Annotated in this window: 19 protein-coding genes; 5 read left to right on the forward strand and 14 right to left on the reverse strand. The window is 37.4% G+C overall.

Going from position 1 to position 16,830, the window contains the following annotated elements; translation table 11 throughout:
* Positions 1-62: 62 nt before the first annotated feature.
* Positions 63-1,133 (reverse strand): ribosome small subunit-dependent GTPase A, encoded by a 1,071-nt coding sequence (gene rsgA, locus ACIQXW_RS21255; RefSeq protein WP_402765304.1) that lies wholly within the window; start codon positions 1,131-1,133, stop codon positions 63-65.
* A 380-nt stretch (positions 1,134-1,513) separates the two neighbouring features.
* On the opposite strand from rsgA, the gene ACIQXW_RS21260 reads away from it, so the two are divergent.
* Together ACIQXW_RS21260 and ACIQXW_RS21265 are read left to right on the forward strand one after the other, a co-directional pair.
* On the forward strand, positions 1,514-2,596 hold the full coding sequence (locus tag ACIQXW_RS21260) for a type III polyketide synthase (protein WP_340821898.1): 1,083 nt from the start codon (positions 1,514-1,516) through the stop codon (positions 2,594-2,596).
* A gap of 1 nt (position 2,597) precedes the next feature.
* Entirely contained in the window at positions 2,598-3,140 is a 543-nt protein-coding gene (locus ACIQXW_RS21265; RefSeq protein ID WP_340821897.1) for an isoprenylcysteine carboxyl methyltransferase family protein, read from the forward strand.
* 104 nt (positions 3,141-3,244) lie between these two features.
* Here ACIQXW_RS21265 and ACIQXW_RS21270 read toward each other — a convergent pair whose 3' ends face one another.
* Complete coding sequence (locus tag ACIQXW_RS21270) at positions 3,245-4,441, reverse strand: GTP-binding protein (protein WP_402765308.1); 1,197 nt, start codon at positions 4,439-4,441, stop codon at positions 3,245-3,247.
* Between the two features lie 168 nt (positions 4,442-4,609).
* On the opposite strand from ACIQXW_RS21270, the gene rpmG reads away from it, so the two are divergent.
* Positions 4,610-4,759, forward strand: a complete 150-nt coding sequence (gene rpmG / locus ACIQXW_RS21275) for a 50S ribosomal protein L33 (RefSeq protein ID WP_340821894.1) — start codon at positions 4,610-4,612, stop codon at positions 4,757-4,759.
* A 298-nt stretch (positions 4,760-5,057) separates the two neighbouring features.
* Here rpmG and ACIQXW_RS21280 read toward each other — a convergent pair whose 3' ends face one another.
* The 4 genes from ACIQXW_RS21280 to ACIQXW_RS21295 all read right to left on the reverse strand — a co-directional run bounded on the left by ACIQXW_RS21280 (position 5,058) and on the right by ACIQXW_RS21295 (position 7,485).
* Entirely contained in the window at positions 5,058-5,864 is an 807-nt protein-coding gene (locus ACIQXW_RS21280) for a hypothetical protein (protein WP_402765311.1), read from the reverse strand.
* A 19-nt stretch (positions 5,865-5,883) separates the two neighbouring features.
* Positions 5,884-6,180, reverse strand: a complete 297-nt coding sequence (locus ACIQXW_RS21285) for a hypothetical protein (RefSeq protein WP_402765314.1) — start codon at positions 6,178-6,180, stop codon at positions 5,884-5,886.
* On the reverse strand, positions 6,173-6,748 hold the full coding sequence (locus ACIQXW_RS21290) for a hypothetical protein (protein ID WP_402765317.1): 576 nt from the start codon (positions 6,746-6,748) through the stop codon (positions 6,173-6,175). Before ACIQXW_RS21290 ends, ACIQXW_RS21285 begins: the two co-directional genes overlap by 8 nt.
* A 98-nt stretch (positions 6,749-6,846) precedes the next feature.
* Positions 6,847-7,485 carry a BMQ_0737 family morphogenetic spore coat protein gene (locus ACIQXW_RS21295; protein WP_340821889.1) on the reverse strand — a complete coding sequence of 213 codons (639 nt, stop codon included), beginning with the start codon at positions 7,483-7,485 and terminating at the stop codon, positions 6,847-6,849.
* A gap of 226 nt (positions 7,486-7,711) precedes the next feature.
* Between ACIQXW_RS21295 and ACIQXW_RS21300 the strand changes: the two genes are divergently transcribed.
* A complete protein-coding gene (locus ACIQXW_RS21300; RefSeq protein WP_402765320.1) occupies positions 7,712-8,989 on the forward strand; it encodes a hypothetical protein in 1,278 nt (425 codons plus the stop codon).
* Positions 8,990-9,328: 339 nt separating this feature from the next.
* Positions 9,329-9,964, forward strand: coding sequence for an exosporium glycoprotein BclB-related protein (locus ACIQXW_RS21305; RefSeq protein ID WP_401021556.1), 636 nt, complete (start codon positions 9,329-9,331; stop codon positions 9,962-9,964).
* A gap of 111 nt (positions 9,965-10,075) precedes the next feature.
* Here the strand turns inward: ACIQXW_RS21305 and ACIQXW_RS21310 are convergent, their stop codons facing one another.
* From ACIQXW_RS21310 to ACIQXW_RS21345, 8 genes are all read right to left on the reverse strand, one after another.
* The gene (locus tag ACIQXW_RS21310; protein ID WP_401021555.1) at positions 10,076-10,588 is read right to left on the reverse strand and encodes a YfiT family bacillithiol transferase; all 513 of its coding nucleotides are present in this window, start codon (positions 10,586-10,588) and stop codon (positions 10,076-10,078) included.
* A 176-nt stretch (positions 10,589-10,764) separates the two neighbouring features.
* Positions 10,765-11,406 carry a hypothetical protein gene (locus ACIQXW_RS21315; protein ID WP_402765325.1) on the reverse strand — a complete coding sequence of 214 codons (642 nt, stop codon included), beginning with the start codon at positions 11,404-11,406 and terminating at the stop codon, positions 10,765-10,767.
* A gap of 5 nt (positions 11,407-11,411) precedes the next feature.
* Positions 11,412-11,879 (reverse strand): GNAT family N-acetyltransferase, encoded by a 468-nt coding sequence (locus tag ACIQXW_RS21320; protein ID WP_402765328.1) that lies wholly within the window; start codon positions 11,877-11,879, stop codon positions 11,412-11,414.
* An 89-nt stretch (positions 11,880-11,968) separates the two neighbouring features.
* A complete protein-coding gene (locus ACIQXW_RS21325) occupies positions 11,969-12,748 on the reverse strand; it encodes an alpha/beta hydrolase (RefSeq protein ID WP_402765331.1) in 780 nt (259 codons plus the stop codon).
* Positions 12,745-13,527 (reverse strand): ABC transporter ATP-binding protein, encoded by a 783-nt coding sequence (locus ACIQXW_RS21330; protein WP_401021749.1) that lies wholly within the window; start codon positions 13,525-13,527, stop codon positions 12,745-12,747. Before ACIQXW_RS21330 ends, ACIQXW_RS21325 begins: the two co-directional genes overlap by 4 nt.
* Positions 13,528-13,556: 29 nt before the next feature.
* Positions 13,557-14,588, reverse strand: a complete 1,032-nt coding sequence (locus ACIQXW_RS21335; protein WP_340821880.1) for a FecCD family ABC transporter permease — start codon at positions 14,586-14,588, stop codon at positions 13,557-13,559.
* A complete protein-coding gene (locus ACIQXW_RS21340; protein ID WP_340821879.1) occupies positions 14,581-15,588 on the reverse strand; it encodes a FecCD family ABC transporter permease in 1,008 nt (335 codons plus the stop codon). Before ACIQXW_RS21340 ends, ACIQXW_RS21335 begins: the two co-directional genes overlap by 8 nt.
* Before the next feature lie 90 nt (positions 15,589-15,678).
* Positions 15,679-16,659, reverse strand: coding sequence for an ABC transporter substrate-binding protein (locus tag ACIQXW_RS21345; protein WP_402765336.1), 981 nt, complete (start codon positions 16,657-16,659; stop codon positions 15,679-15,681).
* Positions 16,660-16,830: the final 171 nt, after the last annotated feature.

A 16,830-nucleotide genomic window follows, 5' to 3' on the forward strand; every position in this document is an offset into this window, starting at 1 on the left:
ACTCGCTTATCAGATAGCAACTTCGCAACACGATGGCGAAGTTGCTCTTAAAAGCTTGTTAACTATTTTTTGCCCTTCTTCATGCCTTTCGCAATTTGCTTCCATTTGCGTTGCTCATTCAGCTTTGCCTGCATATTCGTTTTTCGCTCAATAAAAGCAAGCTCCTTTTGCAACTTGAAATAGCTTTGCAAACGTGATTGTTCAAGTGCTCCATCTTTAATAGCTTGTTGCACCGCACAGTATGGCTCCATATGATGCGTACAATCTCTGTAACGACATGCGGCTGCAAATTCTTCAATATCGCGGAAACTAGAAGATAGACTTTCACTTTGATCCCATAATTGCAACTCACGCATTCCTGGGGTATCGATTAAGCAGCCACCACTTGGCAATACAATTAATTCTCGGTGTGTTGTCGTATGGCGCCCTTTGGCATCATCCTCCCGAATACCTGAAACTTTCATAAGCTCTTCTCCACTTAAAGCATTCATTAAAGTGGATTTCCCTGCACCCGATGAACCGAGCAGTGCACCTGTCACCCCTTCTGTAAAGAGGTTCTGAATAGCTGTTATGCCTTCGCCTGATCGTGCACTAGTTACAAAAATATCCACACCAAAAGCTACAAGCTCGACTTCCCGTACCATGCTCGAAATATCTTCACATAAATCAGCCTTTGTCAGTACAATTACTGGCTTCGCACCGGAATTCCAAGCGGCTACTAAATAGCGCTCTAAACGACGAATATTAAAATCTGCATTTAAGCTCATTACAAGTAGCACAATATCAACATTTGATGCTACAATTTGTTCCTTTATTTCCTGTCCTGCAACCTTACGAGAAAACACGGACTTTCGGTTAAATAATTTATGAATTATCGCCTTTTCTTCCCCCGCCATTTTCTCGACTAATACCCAATCTCCAACTGCTGGATAGTCCTCTCTTGCTACCGATGTATATGCAAAATGTCCAGCGACTGTAGCTAGCCATTCACCTTCTTCAGCTAGTACACGATATGAATGCTTATGCTCCAAAGTAACTCGTGCAGGTACACAGTTCGCTAACTTTGATTCCTCTTTAAACGCAGTTACTTGCTCTTCAAAATAAGTTGAAAACCCTAATGTTGTTAATTTCAATTGTTATTCCTCCTAAATGTGTCTATCAATTACGCCTCTAAGTGCGAAACAAGCATAAAAAAACCTTGCAACTGCAATTCGGCAGTTACAAGGTTTCACAGGCACGTTTAAGGGAATACACAAATAGCCTTTGTCACATAGTAGTCGTTAACTCTACGGGCAAGGTCAAATCGCATATTTTAGGCGTGTGAAATTGAACAAACCGAATTGCAGTTCGTTAAAAACGGATCTATTCATCATGTCACATCACCTACTTCCAATTTAGATATTTCCAATATATCTATATTGTTCATAATTGTCAAATAAATTTATTGAAGCATGTACGCCCTTCCTATCTGCATACAATGTACAAGACCACTATTTGCGAAGGAGATGTTGAATTGTCAAAAATTATTTCTATCAGCACATATCAACCACCTTACACATTGCAACAGGCGAACGCAGAGGCGTTAACAAAGGAGCTCTTTTATGAAAAAATTCCAAAGTTAGAGCGTTATTTAAAAGTATTTGATAATGGTGGCATCGATACTCGTCATTTCTGTGTACCCGCTGAGTGGCACCGTAGTGAGCATACTTTCGAAGAACGTAACAATCTGTATATAGAGCTAGCAACACAATATAGCGTTGAAGTCATTCAAGCCTGTTTACAAAATGAATCTTTTTTAGAAGCACCTATTTCCCCTAAAGATATTGATGCTATTATTTTCGTGAGTAGTACGGGCATATCTACACCAAGCATAGATGCTCGTATCATGAATCAACTGCCTTTTTCTGATAGGTTAAAGCGCATACCATTGTGGGGGTTAGGCTGTGCAGGGGGAGCTGCTGGAGTTAGTCGTGCTTATGATTATTGCAAAGCGCATCCTCAAGAAAAGGTACTTGTTGTATGTGTCGAACTTTGTAGCCTAACTTTTCAGCAAAACGATCTTTCTAAAAGTAATTTAATTGGCGCCTCCCTATTCGCTGACGGTGCTGCCTGCATACTCGTTTGTGGGGACGATGTTGCAATTCCGACAAAAAAACCAATTCCTTCAATTGTTTCAACTGGTTCTAAGTGGATGCCCGATTCAGAAAATGTAATGGGCTGGAATATTAAAAACAATGGCCTTCATGTCGTTTTCCAGAAAAGTATCCCATCCATTATTACAAATTGGCTTGGTCCTTTCATTGAACAATTTTTAGTTGAACAACAACTTTACAGTGAGCAGCTTGATCATTTTATTGCACATCCAGGGGGAAAAAAAGTGTTAAAAGCGTATGAGGATACGTTATATCTTGCTGAACAAAAAACCGACATTTCTCGGGAAATATTACGTCAACACGGTAATATGTCTTCTCCTACTGTTTTGTATGTACTAGAGCAGTTTATGTTAAATGAAGGGCAAATAGATGATATTGGGTTGCTAGTCGCCCTCGGTCCAGGCTTCTGTGCAGAGGCTGTATTACTTAAATGGAGGGAGTAATATGCTTTTTTACATTATTTTAATTCTTGTTATTCTACAAAGATTAGCAGAGGTTTTAATAGCAAAACGTCATGAAAAATGGATGTTTGCAAAAGGAGCCTATGAAGTCGGTGCTTCACATTATCCCTATATGGTTGCTATGCATGTTAGCTTTTTTCTATTTTTAATTGTTGAAGTAGTTTCAAATAAAAATGGTCCATCGTCCTTATTCCCGTTATTTTTCTTATTATTCCTTATGGTGCAAGCTTTGCGTATTTGGTGTATCCGTTCATTAGGACCATTTTGGAATACGAAAATACTGATTTTACCTGGCGCAAAAGTTGTACGTAAAGGCCCTTATACATTTATGCGACACCCAAATTATGCCGTTGTTAGCTTGGAGATTCTTCTACTACCAATTATGTTCCAAGCTTATTTCACAGCATTTTGCTTTACGCTCTTAAACATTACAATGCTTTCAGTACGGATTCCTATTGAGGAAAAAGCATTACGTGATGCGACAAACTATAATCATGTATTTAAAAAGGATCTACCACAAAAATAATGTGGTAGATTCTTTTTTACGTAAATCGTAAATAAGGTCGATTTTCATTACAAATTGGCTACTTTTTGCTAGCGCGGCTTATCTCACAATCAAGCAGCACTACATTAACTCCACTCCCAATGAAAGGGATCCTCTAGCTTGCCCCACGGCTCTGTAAATTCATCAGTCGTCAATAAGCATGCATCTAGTTTTTTTGTTATTGCTTCTTTGTCTAAATCGATGCCTATAATGACTAGCTGTGTCATACGGTCACCAAATTCCTCATCCCAATCCTCCAAAACCTCTGGGCTTTGTAAAAAAACATCCTTTTGCTGCGCTGTTGGTAATGCCGCTACCCAATAGGAAACAGGTTCAATTTTTGCAGAGGAACCTGCCTGTGACAATAACAACGCTACTTCCTGATGTTTTGCGCTCCAAATAATACCCTTTGCACGCACAATGGATTGAGGCATATTATCACACCACTCAACAAAACGCATCGGATGGAAAGGCATTTTACGCTTATACGTGAATGAAGCAATGCCATACTCCTCTGTCTCCGGTGTATGATTTTCATGCCCAAGTTCTAACTCTTTTAACCAGCCAGCAGATTCTGATACTCGCTCAAAATCAAAACGTCCTGTATTTAAAATTGCACTTGGCTCGATTACACCATTAATTGTACGTATTAGCGTTGCCTCAGGTTGTAATGCACGCAAAATACGTTCTAATCGTTCAAGTTCGTCTTCTGTTACGAGGTCACACTTGTTCAATACTAAAACATCACAAAATTCAATTTGGTCAATCAATAAATCTGCCACATCTCGTTCATCTAATTCACCAACAGCTTCCTTACGCTCTAACAAGCTTTCGCCTGACTGAAAATCATGCCAAAAACGGTGTGCATCGACTACAGTCACCATCGTATCGAGTTGACAAAACTTTGTTAAATCAATTCCAAGCTCCTCATCCAAATAACTGAACGTTTGCGCCACTGGAATAGGTTCACTAATACCCGTCGACTCAATTAAAATATAATCTATATTTCCAAGCTCCGCGAGGCGTTTAACCTCTTGTAATAAATCCTCACGTAACGTGCAACATATACAACCATTGGAAAGCTCTACGAATTTTTCCTCCGTTCGAGAAATACCACTTCCACTTGCAATAAGTTCTGCATCAATATTAATTTCACTCATATCATTGACAATAACAGCCACCCGTATATTTTTCTCATTTTGTAGGACATGATTCATCATCGTTGTTTTACCTGAACCTAAATAACCACTTAAAACAGTCACTGGAATTTTCTTTGTCGTCATATTCCAACCTCCTTAAATCGTAATCATTACTATTTACAAGTTGTAATTTAATCATAGAAAAGCTGAAAATGCAATGCTTAACTTTTTGTGTAGCTACATCTTGACAATAGAAAATAAAAATAATAATGTATAAAGCGTAATGATTACTATTTAAAAGGAGTTGATAGGATGCGTGTTCAAATTATTTTAGCCTGTACAGAAACTGGAGATAAAAACTACATTACTTCAAAAAACAAACGAAATAATCCAGAAAGACTGGAGTTAAAAAAATATTCTCCTCGTTTAAAGCGCGTAACGTTACACAGAGAAACAAAATAAAAAAATTCATCGTCAACTAAACAATCCTGTCAAAGGTTTTAAAAGTTCCGCTATGTAAGATAAAAAAATTCGATATTTTGCTTCAATATAGTTTAGAAGTGAGCACTAGTAGTTCGGAGCACCTGCTCAGAACGTAAGGCGCAACAAACTACAAACTTTCGAGTGTTGCGCCTTACGTTGTGCTGAGCGGAAAGCGCCCGCAGTAGCGAAGTAACGATTACAGCAAAAAAAGCGCTAGATTGATTGTAGTCAATCTAACACTTTTTCTCTTCATACCATCCTTATAAACAGCCTGGTTTTACATAGACCTATTCACATTAATCTCCATAGCGAGCTGAGTCAATTGGTGCTCTAAGTCATCTAGGATACGAACTTTCTTCTCTAGTTGCTCCTCAAAATCATTGGATTGTGCTATTATTTTTTGTATCTTAGCATCTAGATTTAAAAGCACCTTCGAATTGACAGCCATATTTTCGCCATTTAAGCCTACAGCACTTGTGTTGTTGTTTTTAATATCCATTAACTCAAAGGACAATCTATTTATTTCATTATCTCTTTCTACTAACTCCTTAACTAAATAGTCATATACATTATTTTCGTCATGTCTCTGTATGGCTTCGACTATAGCATTCATTTTTTCATTCGCTGCTTTTGTAAATGTACTTAGCTGTATTTCAAGACTTTCAATCGCCTGCTTTTCTTCCGCTACATAATTTCTTTTAATAGCGAGCAGTTCGTTATTATTAGCGTTTGTAGTTTGCCGTAATTCTTTATTCTCAGAACGTAAATGTTCAATTTCTCTTAATAATGTATCTATCGAGGAAATGTGTTTTTTTCGTTGAATTTCCCTTCTCTGTATATCCTCATTATAAGCCTTTAATTCCTTTTCATTCGTTCTTTTTAATTTCATCCGATCCATCGCTAGCTCTTTATTACGTTTCGTCAATTGAACATTTTCCCGCTCTAGTCTAAGTACGAGTGAATAATAATCGCTATCTCTAAGTCTATTTATTTCATTTTTATATTTAGCAAGTTCTGCTCTTAAAAAAATAATCATTTGCTGGAGCTGTATAGGATCGTTATTTTTAACGCTTTGATTATCCACGTTAGTACCTCCTATCACGTTAGCTTTTCAAATAATCTATTATTTCCTCAAATTGCACTTTATTATCAGCTATTAAATCATCAAGTTCTTTTATGAGATGCAATTCAAACTGTCCAGTTATATTCTCTTCTGGTGCTCTCTTGTCGCCAGATAATAAATAGGAAAGCAGTAAATGCAACGTACTTTTTTCAAGAAATGCAAAGCTATTATCTCCCCCCTTTCTAAAGTCCGTGACATTACTAAGTTGATCCTTCATAAAATGACGAACGATTTGTTCTAAACCTGCCTCTAGTTTTTGTTCTTCTATTTCACTCATCTTGATCCTCCTGTACAACGTTAATTCCATTGAGATTAATAGGATTTAGTACGAAGACACCGTCTTGTAGCTCATCACAATATGTAAAGCCCGTTATTGTACCAGCATAGGATAAATTATGGGACCATTTAATTTGGAAATTAGTAAATGAAATCGTCTCATTTGGTTCAATTGTTGTTTTGCCTATTGGTTTAAGCCAAAATTCTGTATTGTTAGAGCTATCATTTATTCGTTCCCAGCTACCCGCGGTTTTTAAATTTTGACTAAAATGCTCATATACATATCTACCTGAGAAGGAAAACGGGGAATCTTCAGGTAGCTTTATGCACAAATAAGGATTTGTTATTGGTTGATTACCTATATTGCGAATATGATAAGAACCAAGACATAGACTCTCCTGTTCTGAATCATAAGAAATATTAAGAGAAGTCGTGAAATAACTAATAACACTTACATTTTTTTGAAAATTTTGTTCCTCCATTAGCTTTTTTATTTCACGGACATAAAACGTCGTTTGCTCTTTAAGATTCTTTATTTTTTCTTCGACAGAATCTTTATGAGTACTCATAATTAGTGCCCCCTTGCCTATATAATATGTAACAAAAATAAAAAAAGAGAGGATAACCCTCTCTTTAAGGTATGACATATGTTTATGTGTTAGCACTCTTAACCCATAGTTGGGAAAATAACGGAGCATTGCTTTGGACGAACCGTAGACGGGCATGAGAATGGTAAATCTGCTCTTGGCTCGCAGTAATTCGCTAAGAATTCCACAGTAACTGGGAATGTAGATTGAATACTTTGACAAACTGCTACTGTTATTGTCAACGCAGAAAACGTAATTGTTCCAGTACCAGCAGTAAGCGTACCCGTTGTACACACGAAGCAATCTAAATCAGTATAAAGGATTTCTACATCTGTTCCTTGAGGTGCGCATAATGTAACTTGTTCACAACGTGATACCGGAATCTCACTACTTGTTAATACAGCTCCAGTTGGTAAAGTAACAACAATCGTAAGAATGAAGTTCTTTTGAATATTTAAGTGTTGTAGACAAACTGTTGCTCCATCAATAGAAAATTGACGGTTCTCACGATTTAAAATTACGATTGGGTTTGTCGCAGCCGGAGTTACTCTACATGTGACAGTTGCACCTGTTAAAACCGTCGCCGGTGTTACGCCTGGGAAGGTAATTGCACCAGTTGGAGAAATATCAAATGACATTTCCTTTACAATCCAGTCATATACTTTATCGACGTTTATACAAATTAGTTCGCGCGCCTGGGATGGCATATTATCTTGCATCCTTTTGACACCTCCATAAGTTTTTTATCTTTCGTTTGTAGCATATGATTTTTAGCGTTAAGTGCATGGGCTAACAAATAATTTACCATGATAATTATTCAACAAGTGTTATTGCTATTTACTATTAAAGAACACTTTTCTCCCCTTTCGAGTTGGATTAAATGATTTGTAACAGAAAGTGGGGTTTTTTAATAAAATACTAATGGACTGAAAGGGGTGAAATGCAATGGAAGATTCAAAGTTGTACTCCACTCAAGACATTGAAAAATTAAAAGAAAAAATTGATAGCTATAAAGAAACGTTAACAACATTAAAAATGGGTACTTCAATCGAGGATTACTTATTTATGAAAAATGAGTTTGAGGATCTTAAAAAACAAATTGTACATTTAGAAGGACTCACAGAAACAATTGATGGTAAACACAGTATGCAAATTAAAGAATATGAAGAGCAAGTCAAACAGCTTTCTATTCATATTGAATCCCTCAATCAAGCTATTGAGGAAATGAATCAAGAAATTTTAGCCGTATTAAATAAATTAATAACCGTTGAAACCAATATACCAACAGACAATTTCCCAACAAATGTTGTTGAAAGTTCAGTAAAAAATATAGCCCTTCCTTCGAGAAAACTTCTAGAAAAAATAGAACAAACTACTGTACAACCACCATTACCTACCACTGAACCAAGTTATAAATTCCTTCAAGATTTGGCTGGTAAAGCTTTTAATATGAACAATGGAGTACCTTTTCCTCCTAATAATAATCCTGTACAAAAACAAGAAGAACGCCATTTTAACCAGCACTATTTTCAATCAATCAATACACACCCAAGTCAGATTTATAACGGTTTATATAGAAACACCACAGCAGAATCAACTTTTCATTTTAAAAATGCAGCAGACACGCAAGGAATCCCAGTAAGCGTTGTAGAAGCAAATAGTTTAACAGCTCCTATAGCAAAAGAGGAGACTACGGAAGCTATTGCTCCTACTGCTACTGACATGAACATAACAGAAGTCTCTGCTCCTCCCACAAATGAATTGAACATAACAGAAGTCTCTGCTCCTATCACAAATGACTCGGACATAACAGAAGCTTCTGCTCCTACTACAAATGAATTAGAGATAATCGAAGCCTCTGCACCTAACGCAAATGATTTGGAGATAATAGAAGCCTCTGCTCCTCTCACAAATGAATTAGAGATAACAGAAGCATCTGTTCCTAACGCAAACGACTTGGACATAGTAGAAACCTCCGCTCCTAACGCAAATGACTTGGACATAACAGAAACCTCTACATCTATAGTTCTTACATCTTCAATTATTCAAGCTGAGCCTTCATCTTTAAGCGTATCGAATGAAAACATAGAACTAGTAAAGGAAGAAAGCATTGCACAAATGGAGTTCAATAACCAAACTGAAGATATAAAAGAAGTAGTGGAGGAAGAAGTGAAGAAAGAAAAAAATTCTTTATTTTTCAATCTATTTCGGAGACGCAATTAGCTTGAAATTCTCGGAGGAAAAACAATTAAACCTTATACAATCAACCATCATTATTCCTATAGATAAATGTCCAATAAGTATCCAAAAATACATATTGGACTTTTTTACGTCCAATAATATTAGAATTCTGCTTGCAAGTATCGTTAAATAACTTTTAAGCACGGTTAACATGTAATAGTGGTTTTTCAAATTTTCACTAGTAGACAATAGACTAACCCGTAGCACTTACAGGCATTTTTCTCTTTTTCTTGTATTGTAAAAATAGCTTTATGAATGTAGTTGATAGCCCTTTTTCTTTATTCTTCTATGAATAGAATAATGAAGAAAGGAGGTGTAAATATGTTCTTATTTGACCCTATGTCTAATAGTGGATGTGGTTGCTCATCTAGATCAAACAATATGGAATGCCAAAATTTCGGCCCATTTTTAGCAATTGATGCTGCATGTATCACTCCATCACAACCTGTTATTAACGGTTCCATTATTCCATTCTCTTCTGGGGTTACACCTGTTGTGTTAACTTCTTTAGTAACTGGTTTAATCGCTACACCATCCCTTATTGGATTCGGTACTGCAATTCCTGGTGTTACGCTCGTTGGAGAAACAGTTGATTTATCTGGCGTATTAACAGAGGCATTTACTGTACCACGCGCAGGTAGTATTACAGGCCTTTCTGCATCATTCTCTGCTACGCTTGCCGTTACTTTAGTTGGTAGTACTACTGTTACTGCTACAATCTATCGTGCGCCTGCTGGAAGCACGGTGTATACAGCTACAACTGCTACTGTTAATTTAGCTCCACCATTTACAGGCTTAATAGCAATAGGTACTACAGCATTTGGTTCAGGCAGTTTTGCACCAGTTCCAGTCACTGCTGGTGACAAATTAGTAATGATCTACTCTATGACTACAGCTGGTGTAGCTGTTGCACAAGTACTTACTGGTACAGCAAGTGCTGGCATTACAATTCAATAAATTATTTTTTAACGTCCCAGTTTATTCGACTAAAAAATCCACACACATTTGAATAGTCAAAATTTTAAAAGGCGACTTTCCTCAGAAGTGAGGATAAGTCGCCTTTTTTATTTATTTTGCAAGAGCATTTTGTATATGGGCAAGATGATGCTTTCCATGCCATGCATAGAGAGCGAGTGCTTTTTCAAGCGTCATTAGCCCGTTGTCTGGATGCTGAAAAGCCCGTTGTAATTGCTCATCCGTTAAGCTTGTCAGCAAATACACCCAACGTTCATGTAAACTTTCAAGTAACTTATAGGAAGTGGCGACAGGCATATCAGAATCCGGAAGCACTGCCCAATCCTCTTCATTGTATGGCTTAATAGTCGGTGTATCTTCGGTTAAAGCTAATTTAAAGCGAATAAAACTATTCATGTGACTATCCGCCAAATGATGGACCAATTGTGTTACAGTCCAACCATTCTCTCGGTAGGATTTCGCTAATGATTGTTCACTTGCTCCACTTATTGCCTCCGCTAATTGCCTCGGCAATAGACGGATATCATCAATCCATTTCTGTACTTGCTGTGCCGTTACTACTTCTGGAAATTGAAATTGTCCAATCGGATATCGTAAATCGTTCATTTAGCTAGCCCCCGTTTCTCTTTCTAATTTCATTATACTACCAATTTAGAAGTTTCATTTCATTTAAATTTAAAATTCTATCGGCGATTGCGTGAGTTTTATCAGCGATTTGAGCACTTCTATCGGCGATTGCTCGACTTTTATCGGCGATTCGGGCATTTTTATCGGCGATTTTCCTATTTCATGCCAAAACCAACTAATGATTTCAAAGGATGTATAATCGGAATCTCGAACTCCTTTTCAAATTGTTGTGCCGCTTCGACCATCGATAGCTGGGCAACAGAAATTAGCCGACCTTCGCTCATTATTTCCCGGAAATATTGTATAATTGCATTGTTGTATGCTTGCTTTTTCCCTTGCATAATAAGCTCAAATGTATTGTTTATAACCTTCGCCTGAACGTCTATCGCTTTATCATGGAGCTTAGCATATTGGTAGAGTCTCTCCATCGTGCCATCCACCGTTGCAGGGTTTGTAAAAAGTATTATTTGTGGTTGCGTCACTTCGCAAAGTGATTGAAAAAAGGGTTCATCTATTTTAATAATTGGAATAGATAATGACAACTCTTCTTCCTTTAACAACGCAATATAATTTGTACATGTAATTAAAATGGCATCGACATTACAACTTGCTATCCACTCTACTTGCTCCTTCACCTTTAATGACAAACCACTAGTACCCTTTGCCACATGCTGAATAAGTCCCGGATCAACAAAATGCTCAAGCTCTAATTCATGTATGCTATTAAATGCCTGCTCTATGTAGTCTATATTGGAATAGTGTGCGTGCAAACAGCCTATTCTTTTCTTCAAATGCACTCCCCCTAAAGTTTCTTTTCCATTGTTACAATCGGAAGAGAAAAGCCATTACGATTTTCTCCTATCGTTTCTTTAGTGATAACATATCCTAACGAGCGGTATAACTCAATATTACGTGGTACATTCATACGGACTTTACATTCACTAATCATTTTCCCTTGTGCACGTGCATAATTTTCAAGTTCAACTATTAATGCTTTTGCCAAACCTTGCCCTTGCTTTTCTGGAACTACAGATAACCGAAAGAAATAAATGCCTTGATTACTCAACGTAAATCGAACCATTGCTACAGGTTGATCTTCCATATAACTAATAAATGCTTGCTCGCCATTATTGAGCGCCTGTTCAATTGATTCTACCGTTTCACTTAATGCACTGGATGGTGGCGTTGCATGTTCATATTCTTTAAAAGCCTGAAGCATTAATCTATGCACTACTTGTGCATCCTTACTATTTGCCAAAATAATTCCCATCTAAGTCACATCCTTTTAATTATAAATACATATTATTGCATTTTTATCCATAAGTAAACCGCATTACCAAAGATAATGCGGTTACTGAATTAATATTTATTCACAAAACGTATTGCTCTACTCATTACAGTGGGTACGACAGACGCATGATTTTCATTCAATGCTTCATAAAATTCAATACTCATTACTTGCATTAGCTCATTGGCCATTTGTCGTCCGTCATCTACCATAAATGTTTCAAGTTCCCCTACACCGATAAATAATTGTTCGTTCACTTGCTTGTGCTCTTCCATAAATACGCTTGCCTTATGGAACAATTCATGTTCATTCCACCAGATGGAAGGACTAATAGCTATATAACGTTGGAAACTATGTTTTTCATTCAATAATTGCCACAACACAAAATAGCCTGCTAAAGAGTGCCCAAATAAAGTTTGATGCTGTTCATTTATATGGAATTGTTGCTGAATTTGTGGCTTTAATTCCTCCTGTAAAAAGCGACTAAAACTCACTGCACCTCCATGCTTATCATATCCATTTCCTTTAAATCTTGCAGGATAGCTATACGTTTCGGCTGGTGCTGTAAAATCATAAAAACGTCGTTCATGCATATCAGCCCCGTGTCCTACACCGACGACAATAGCAGGTACGATGCCTGTTTTGGGCGCATTACGACTTTGCAGGCGAATTGCTTCCTTCACCAAATTGAAGTATGACGATCCGTCTAATACATATAAAACTGGAAAGCCGCCTTGAGGTATTTCCCCTTGAGGTACATAGATGTTTATTGTATACGTATAATCAGTAAACTTCGAATTCATTTCATAAGAAATAAAATCTGTTACGTTAATTGCTTGTTCTACAGTCATTTATCTTCCTCCTTTAAAACATCATAGCCATAACATACAGGAGTGTTTGTTGCTGGGTCTTCCATAATTCTTGCCGTAATATTGAACACTTTACGCATGACGTCCGCACATAAAATTTCCTGTGGTGTTCCCGTTTCCACAATAACACCTTGACGCATAGCGATTAAATGATCAGAATATCTTGCTGCATGGTTAATATCATGCAAAACCATAACAATCGTACAGCCGTGTTGTTCATTTAAATTTTTTACGATATCTAAAACCTCTAACTGATGCGCCATATCTAAATAAGTCGTTGGCTCGTCTAACAGCAAAATGCTCGTTTCTTGTGCTAATGCCATTGCTAGCCAAACACGTTGGCGTTGACCTCCAGAAAGCTGTGCAAGCTCTCGGTTGCGATACTCCAATGTATTTGTGACCGTTAAGGCCCATTCAATCATTTCTTCATCTTTTTTCGTTAAGCGATTGACATTATTACGATGTGGATAACGACCGTATGCAATTAGCTCCTCTACCTTCAACTGTCCTGGTGCAATTGGTGTCTGTGATAGGATTGCTAACTTTTTCGCAATTTCTTTCGTCGACAAATTTTGCATATTTTGTTCCTGTAAATAAACCGTTCCCTGTTGTTTCTTTAAAATACGTCCGATTGTTTTTAATAAGGTAGATTTTCCACAACCATTAGGACCGATAATAGTTGTCACTTTTCCCTCTTCTATCGTTAAGTTCAATCCTTCAAATACACGAACATGCTCATAACCTGAAGACAGATTTTCCATTCTAAATGCAGTTTGCACACTACTTCCTCCTATGCTTTTGACTTCACTAGTAAATACAAGAAGTACGGAATACCAATAATTGAAACAACAATACCAACTGCTAGCTCTGAAGGTGCAAAGACAGTTTTTCCAATAAAGTCAGCAAACACAAGCAGGCATGCACCTATTAGGGCACTCACCGGCATTACATAACGATGTTGAATACCAACAAGTTGTTTAGCAATATGTGGCGCCATTAATCCAATAAAACCAATACTTCCGGAGACGGATACACAGGCGCTCACTAAGCCTACACTCGCCAATAATAATTTAATTTTCTCTTTTTCTAGCGCTATGCCTAAGCTTGTAATACTGTCTTCTTCCAGCTGAAAATAATCGAGTAAATACGATTTACGATATACATAAAAACCTAGCAATAGGAGCCATGGCAACATCGACACGACAAAAATCCAATTGGCATTATAAATAGAACCAGCCATCCAAACTGCTGCCGATTCATAATCTTGCGCATTCATTTTCAACGATAGAAACAGCGATAATGCACCAAATCCACTATTAATAGCAATCCCTGTTAAGATCAGTCGCTGCATATCTAGGTGGCCATTTTTCATGGCAAACGAAAAAATTAAAGCTGCGGCCATCGTACCGCCCACAAAACCGAATATCGGCATGATTAAAATAGATAACCAGCTACTAATATCCGCTGTTACAAGACGGAATTGAAAGAAAAACATAAAAATAACTACTGCTGCACCCGCTCCAGCATTAATACCTAAAATTCCTGGGTCTGCTAAGCCATTTCGTGTAATGCCCTGCAGCACAACCCCTGCCATGCCTAGTCCCACACCAACAAGTGCTGCTATTACAATTCGAGGTAAACGAAATTCAAAAATAACAAGATCATATTTCGGGTTTGGCTCAATACGTAAAAGTGTTTTTAGTACATCTAATACTGACATATCAAAAACGCCATTCGTAATATGGAGATAGCTTGCCCCTAATATAAATAATAGAAGGATAGCGACAGTCGTAATGACTGCACGGGAAGTTTTTTTATGCATGCTTTTCACCTCCGTGCTTACGAACTAAGTATAAGAAGAATGGGACACCGACAAGCGCTGTTAATACACCAATTGGCGTTTCGTATGGATAGTTTACATAACGACTGAGCACATCGCAAAGTGCTAAGAAAAATGCTCCTATTACCGCTGCACATGGAATAATAAAGCGATAATCAACACCAACAAGGAAACGTGTAATATGTGGAATAACTAGCCCGACAAAAGCTATTTTTCCGACAAGTGCCACCGCTGTACCTGTTAAACATACAACTGCAAGCATACTAACAATTTTTACTGCTTTTGTTTTTTGACCAAGACCTAAGGCAATATCGTCGCCTAATGCGGTGATAGTAATAGCTCTTGCCGATAATAATGCAAGAATAAGGCCTATTAATCCGAAAGGTATTGAAAGCATGAGCATATCATTGTCTACTGTATGTACCTTAGTGTTATACCAAGCACTAACCGTTTGCGACACTTGGAAATACATTGCTATTGCTGTCGCTATACTACTCAAAAATGTCCCTATTACTGTTCCAATAATTGCTAATCGAACTGGGGAAAGCCCATTCCGTATTAGCGAGCCAAACCCGAAAACGATACCTGCTCCCATTGCAGAGCCGAGCATAGATAGTAAAATCATTTGGTAATTTGGAAGTCCTGGAAAGAACACAAGCGCCAATGTAATGACAAATGCGGAGCCATCATTAACGCCCATCAATGATGGTGATGCTAAATAATTTCGAGTAATACCTTGCATAACCGCCCCGGCTACTGCCAAAAACGCACCTACTAGTAATACGGCGCAAATTCTAGGAATACGACTAGTCCTAACAATTTGATGATCAATATTTCCAGCATCAAATGCCGTAAGTGCTTGCCATACGGTTAAGCTGCTAATATCCTTTGTACCGTACATGACAGAAATTAAAGCCACAATTGCAATTAAGAAAGGTGAAGCTACTAATATAGAAAATGATACTATGTTTGTTTTTTTCAACTGCCACACCTTTTTCTATTTAATCTTTATCTTATAAAAGGCTGGTAATAGCCCGGTGCTTGCACCAATTCTACTACCAGCCTACTTCTTCTATTTAAGTAATTTTTCCGCTGCAACATCTAGGAATTTAACCTTAGACCAAGCAGTACCACCTTGAGCAAGTGGATCAATTGCATTGACGAAAATCTGTTCATTTTTAGCTGCCTTTAAGCTTGCAAAAATCGGATTCTTTTGTAAATCTTCTAATGCTTTCGGTGCATCCGTATTTTCAGATTCCTCAAATTGTAGGAAAATCGAGTCTGGGTCGATCTCGGCTAACGTTTCAAGTGAAAGCTCTGCTTGCGCTTTTGTCGCGTTTAAAATTTCAGGTACTGGAGCACCTAAATCTTCATACAGCACAGGATTTAAGTAAACGCCTGCAGGATAAATATACATTACGCCGCCACGTAAGCGAATAATTAATACTTCCTTGTCCACTAGTTGCTCTTTTGATTTAACCTGAGCGTCCGCTACTTTGGCTTCATAATCTGCAATAATTTTTTTAGCATCATCTTCTTTGCCAGTAAGCTGTGCAAGAAGTGTTAAGTTTTCTTTCCAATTTGTTGAAATATGAGAGTAAGGAATCATTGTTTGAATTTTATTTAATTTTTCAGCCGTTTCCTCAGGGAATTTTGAAGTACCGATAATAACATCGGGGTCAAGTGCTAAAATTGCCTCCGCATTCGGCTCCATTTTATTTCCTACTAGTGTTGCACCCTCTAATTCCTTTGTAAGATATGATGGAATTTTGCCACCAATATCAAGTACACCAACTGGCTTGATACCAAGCATTGCAGCATCTTCCATTGATTCTAAGCTTGCAGCTACAATGTTTTCCACCTTTGCAGGCAGTTCATACGTTTCACCTAAATATGTAATACTTTGTGTTTTTGCTTGTTCTGTTTGTGTTTCAGTTGTACTTGTTTCTGCTGCTTCGTTTTTGACAGGTGTGGACTCCTCTTTATCAGTACCACACGCCGCAAGGGATAGTGCTAAAAGTGCAGGTGCACACATTTTGATATATTTATTCACAATGAATCTCTCCTCATTATTTTCATCTACTTACGATAATGATAATCATTTTCATTTATAAGTCAATAGTAATTAGCTATTTAATTGATAGTCATTATCATTTACGATTACTATCCTACCAAAGAGAAAAATAGTTGTGAATGGACAATTTTATTTTCTATATGGACTTTT

This window comes from Lysinibacillus sp. NPDC097162, assembly GCF_044762185.1.
GTDB lineage: Bacteria > Bacillota > Bacilli > Bacillales_A > Planococcaceae > Lysinibacillus.

What these genes read in the sequence shown, in the direction of transcription:
- ACIQXW_RS21265 (WP_340821897.1), top strand. Translation starts at nt 2,598, where the DNA reads ATGCTTTTTTACATTATTTTAATTCTTGTTATTCTACAAAGATTAGCA.
- ACIQXW_RS21270 (WP_402765308.1), bottom strand. Translation starts at nt 4,441, where the DNA reads ATGACGACAAAGAAAATTCCAGTGACTGTTTTAAGTGGTTATTTAGGT.
- rpmG (WP_340821894.1), top strand. Translation starts at nt 4,610, where the DNA reads ATGCGTGTTCAAATTATTTTAGCCTGTACAGAAACTGGAGATAAAAAC.
- ACIQXW_RS21285 (WP_402765314.1), bottom strand. Translation starts at nt 6,180, where the DNA reads ATGAGTGAAATAGAAGAACAAAAACTAGAGGCAGGTTTAGAACAAATC.
- ACIQXW_RS21290 (WP_402765317.1), bottom strand. Translation starts at nt 6,748, where the DNA reads ATGAGTACTCATAAAGATTCTGTCGAAGAAAAAATAAAGAATCTTAAA.
- ACIQXW_RS21295 (WP_340821889.1), bottom strand. Translation starts at nt 7,485, where the DNA reads ATGCAAGATAATATGCCATCCCAGGCGCGCGAACTAATTTGTATAAAC.
- ACIQXW_RS21300 (WP_402765320.1), top strand. Translation starts at nt 7,712, where the DNA reads ATGGAAGATTCAAAGTTGTACTCCACTCAAGACATTGAAAAATTAAAA.
- ACIQXW_RS21305 (WP_401021556.1), top strand. Translation starts at nt 9,329, where the DNA reads ATGTTCTTATTTGACCCTATGTCTAATAGTGGATGTGGTTGCTCATCT.
- ACIQXW_RS21310 (WP_401021555.1), bottom strand. Translation starts at nt 10,588, where the DNA reads ATGAACGATTTACGATATCCGATTGGACAATTTCAATTTCCAGAAGTA.
- ACIQXW_RS21320 (WP_402765328.1), bottom strand. Translation starts at nt 11,879, where the DNA reads ATGGGAATTATTTTGGCAAATAGTAAGGATGCACAAGTAGTGCATAGA.
- ACIQXW_RS21325 (WP_402765331.1), bottom strand. Translation starts at nt 12,748, where the DNA reads ATGACTGTAGAACAAGCAATTAACGTAACAGATTTTATTTCTTATGAA.
- ACIQXW_RS21330 (WP_401021749.1), bottom strand. Translation starts at nt 13,527, where the DNA reads ATGGAAAATCTGTCTTCAGGTTATGAGCATGTTCGTGTATTTGAAGGA.
- ACIQXW_RS21335 (WP_340821880.1), bottom strand. Translation starts at nt 14,588, where the DNA reads ATGCATAAAAAAACTTCCCGTGCAGTCATTACGACTGTCGCTATCCTT.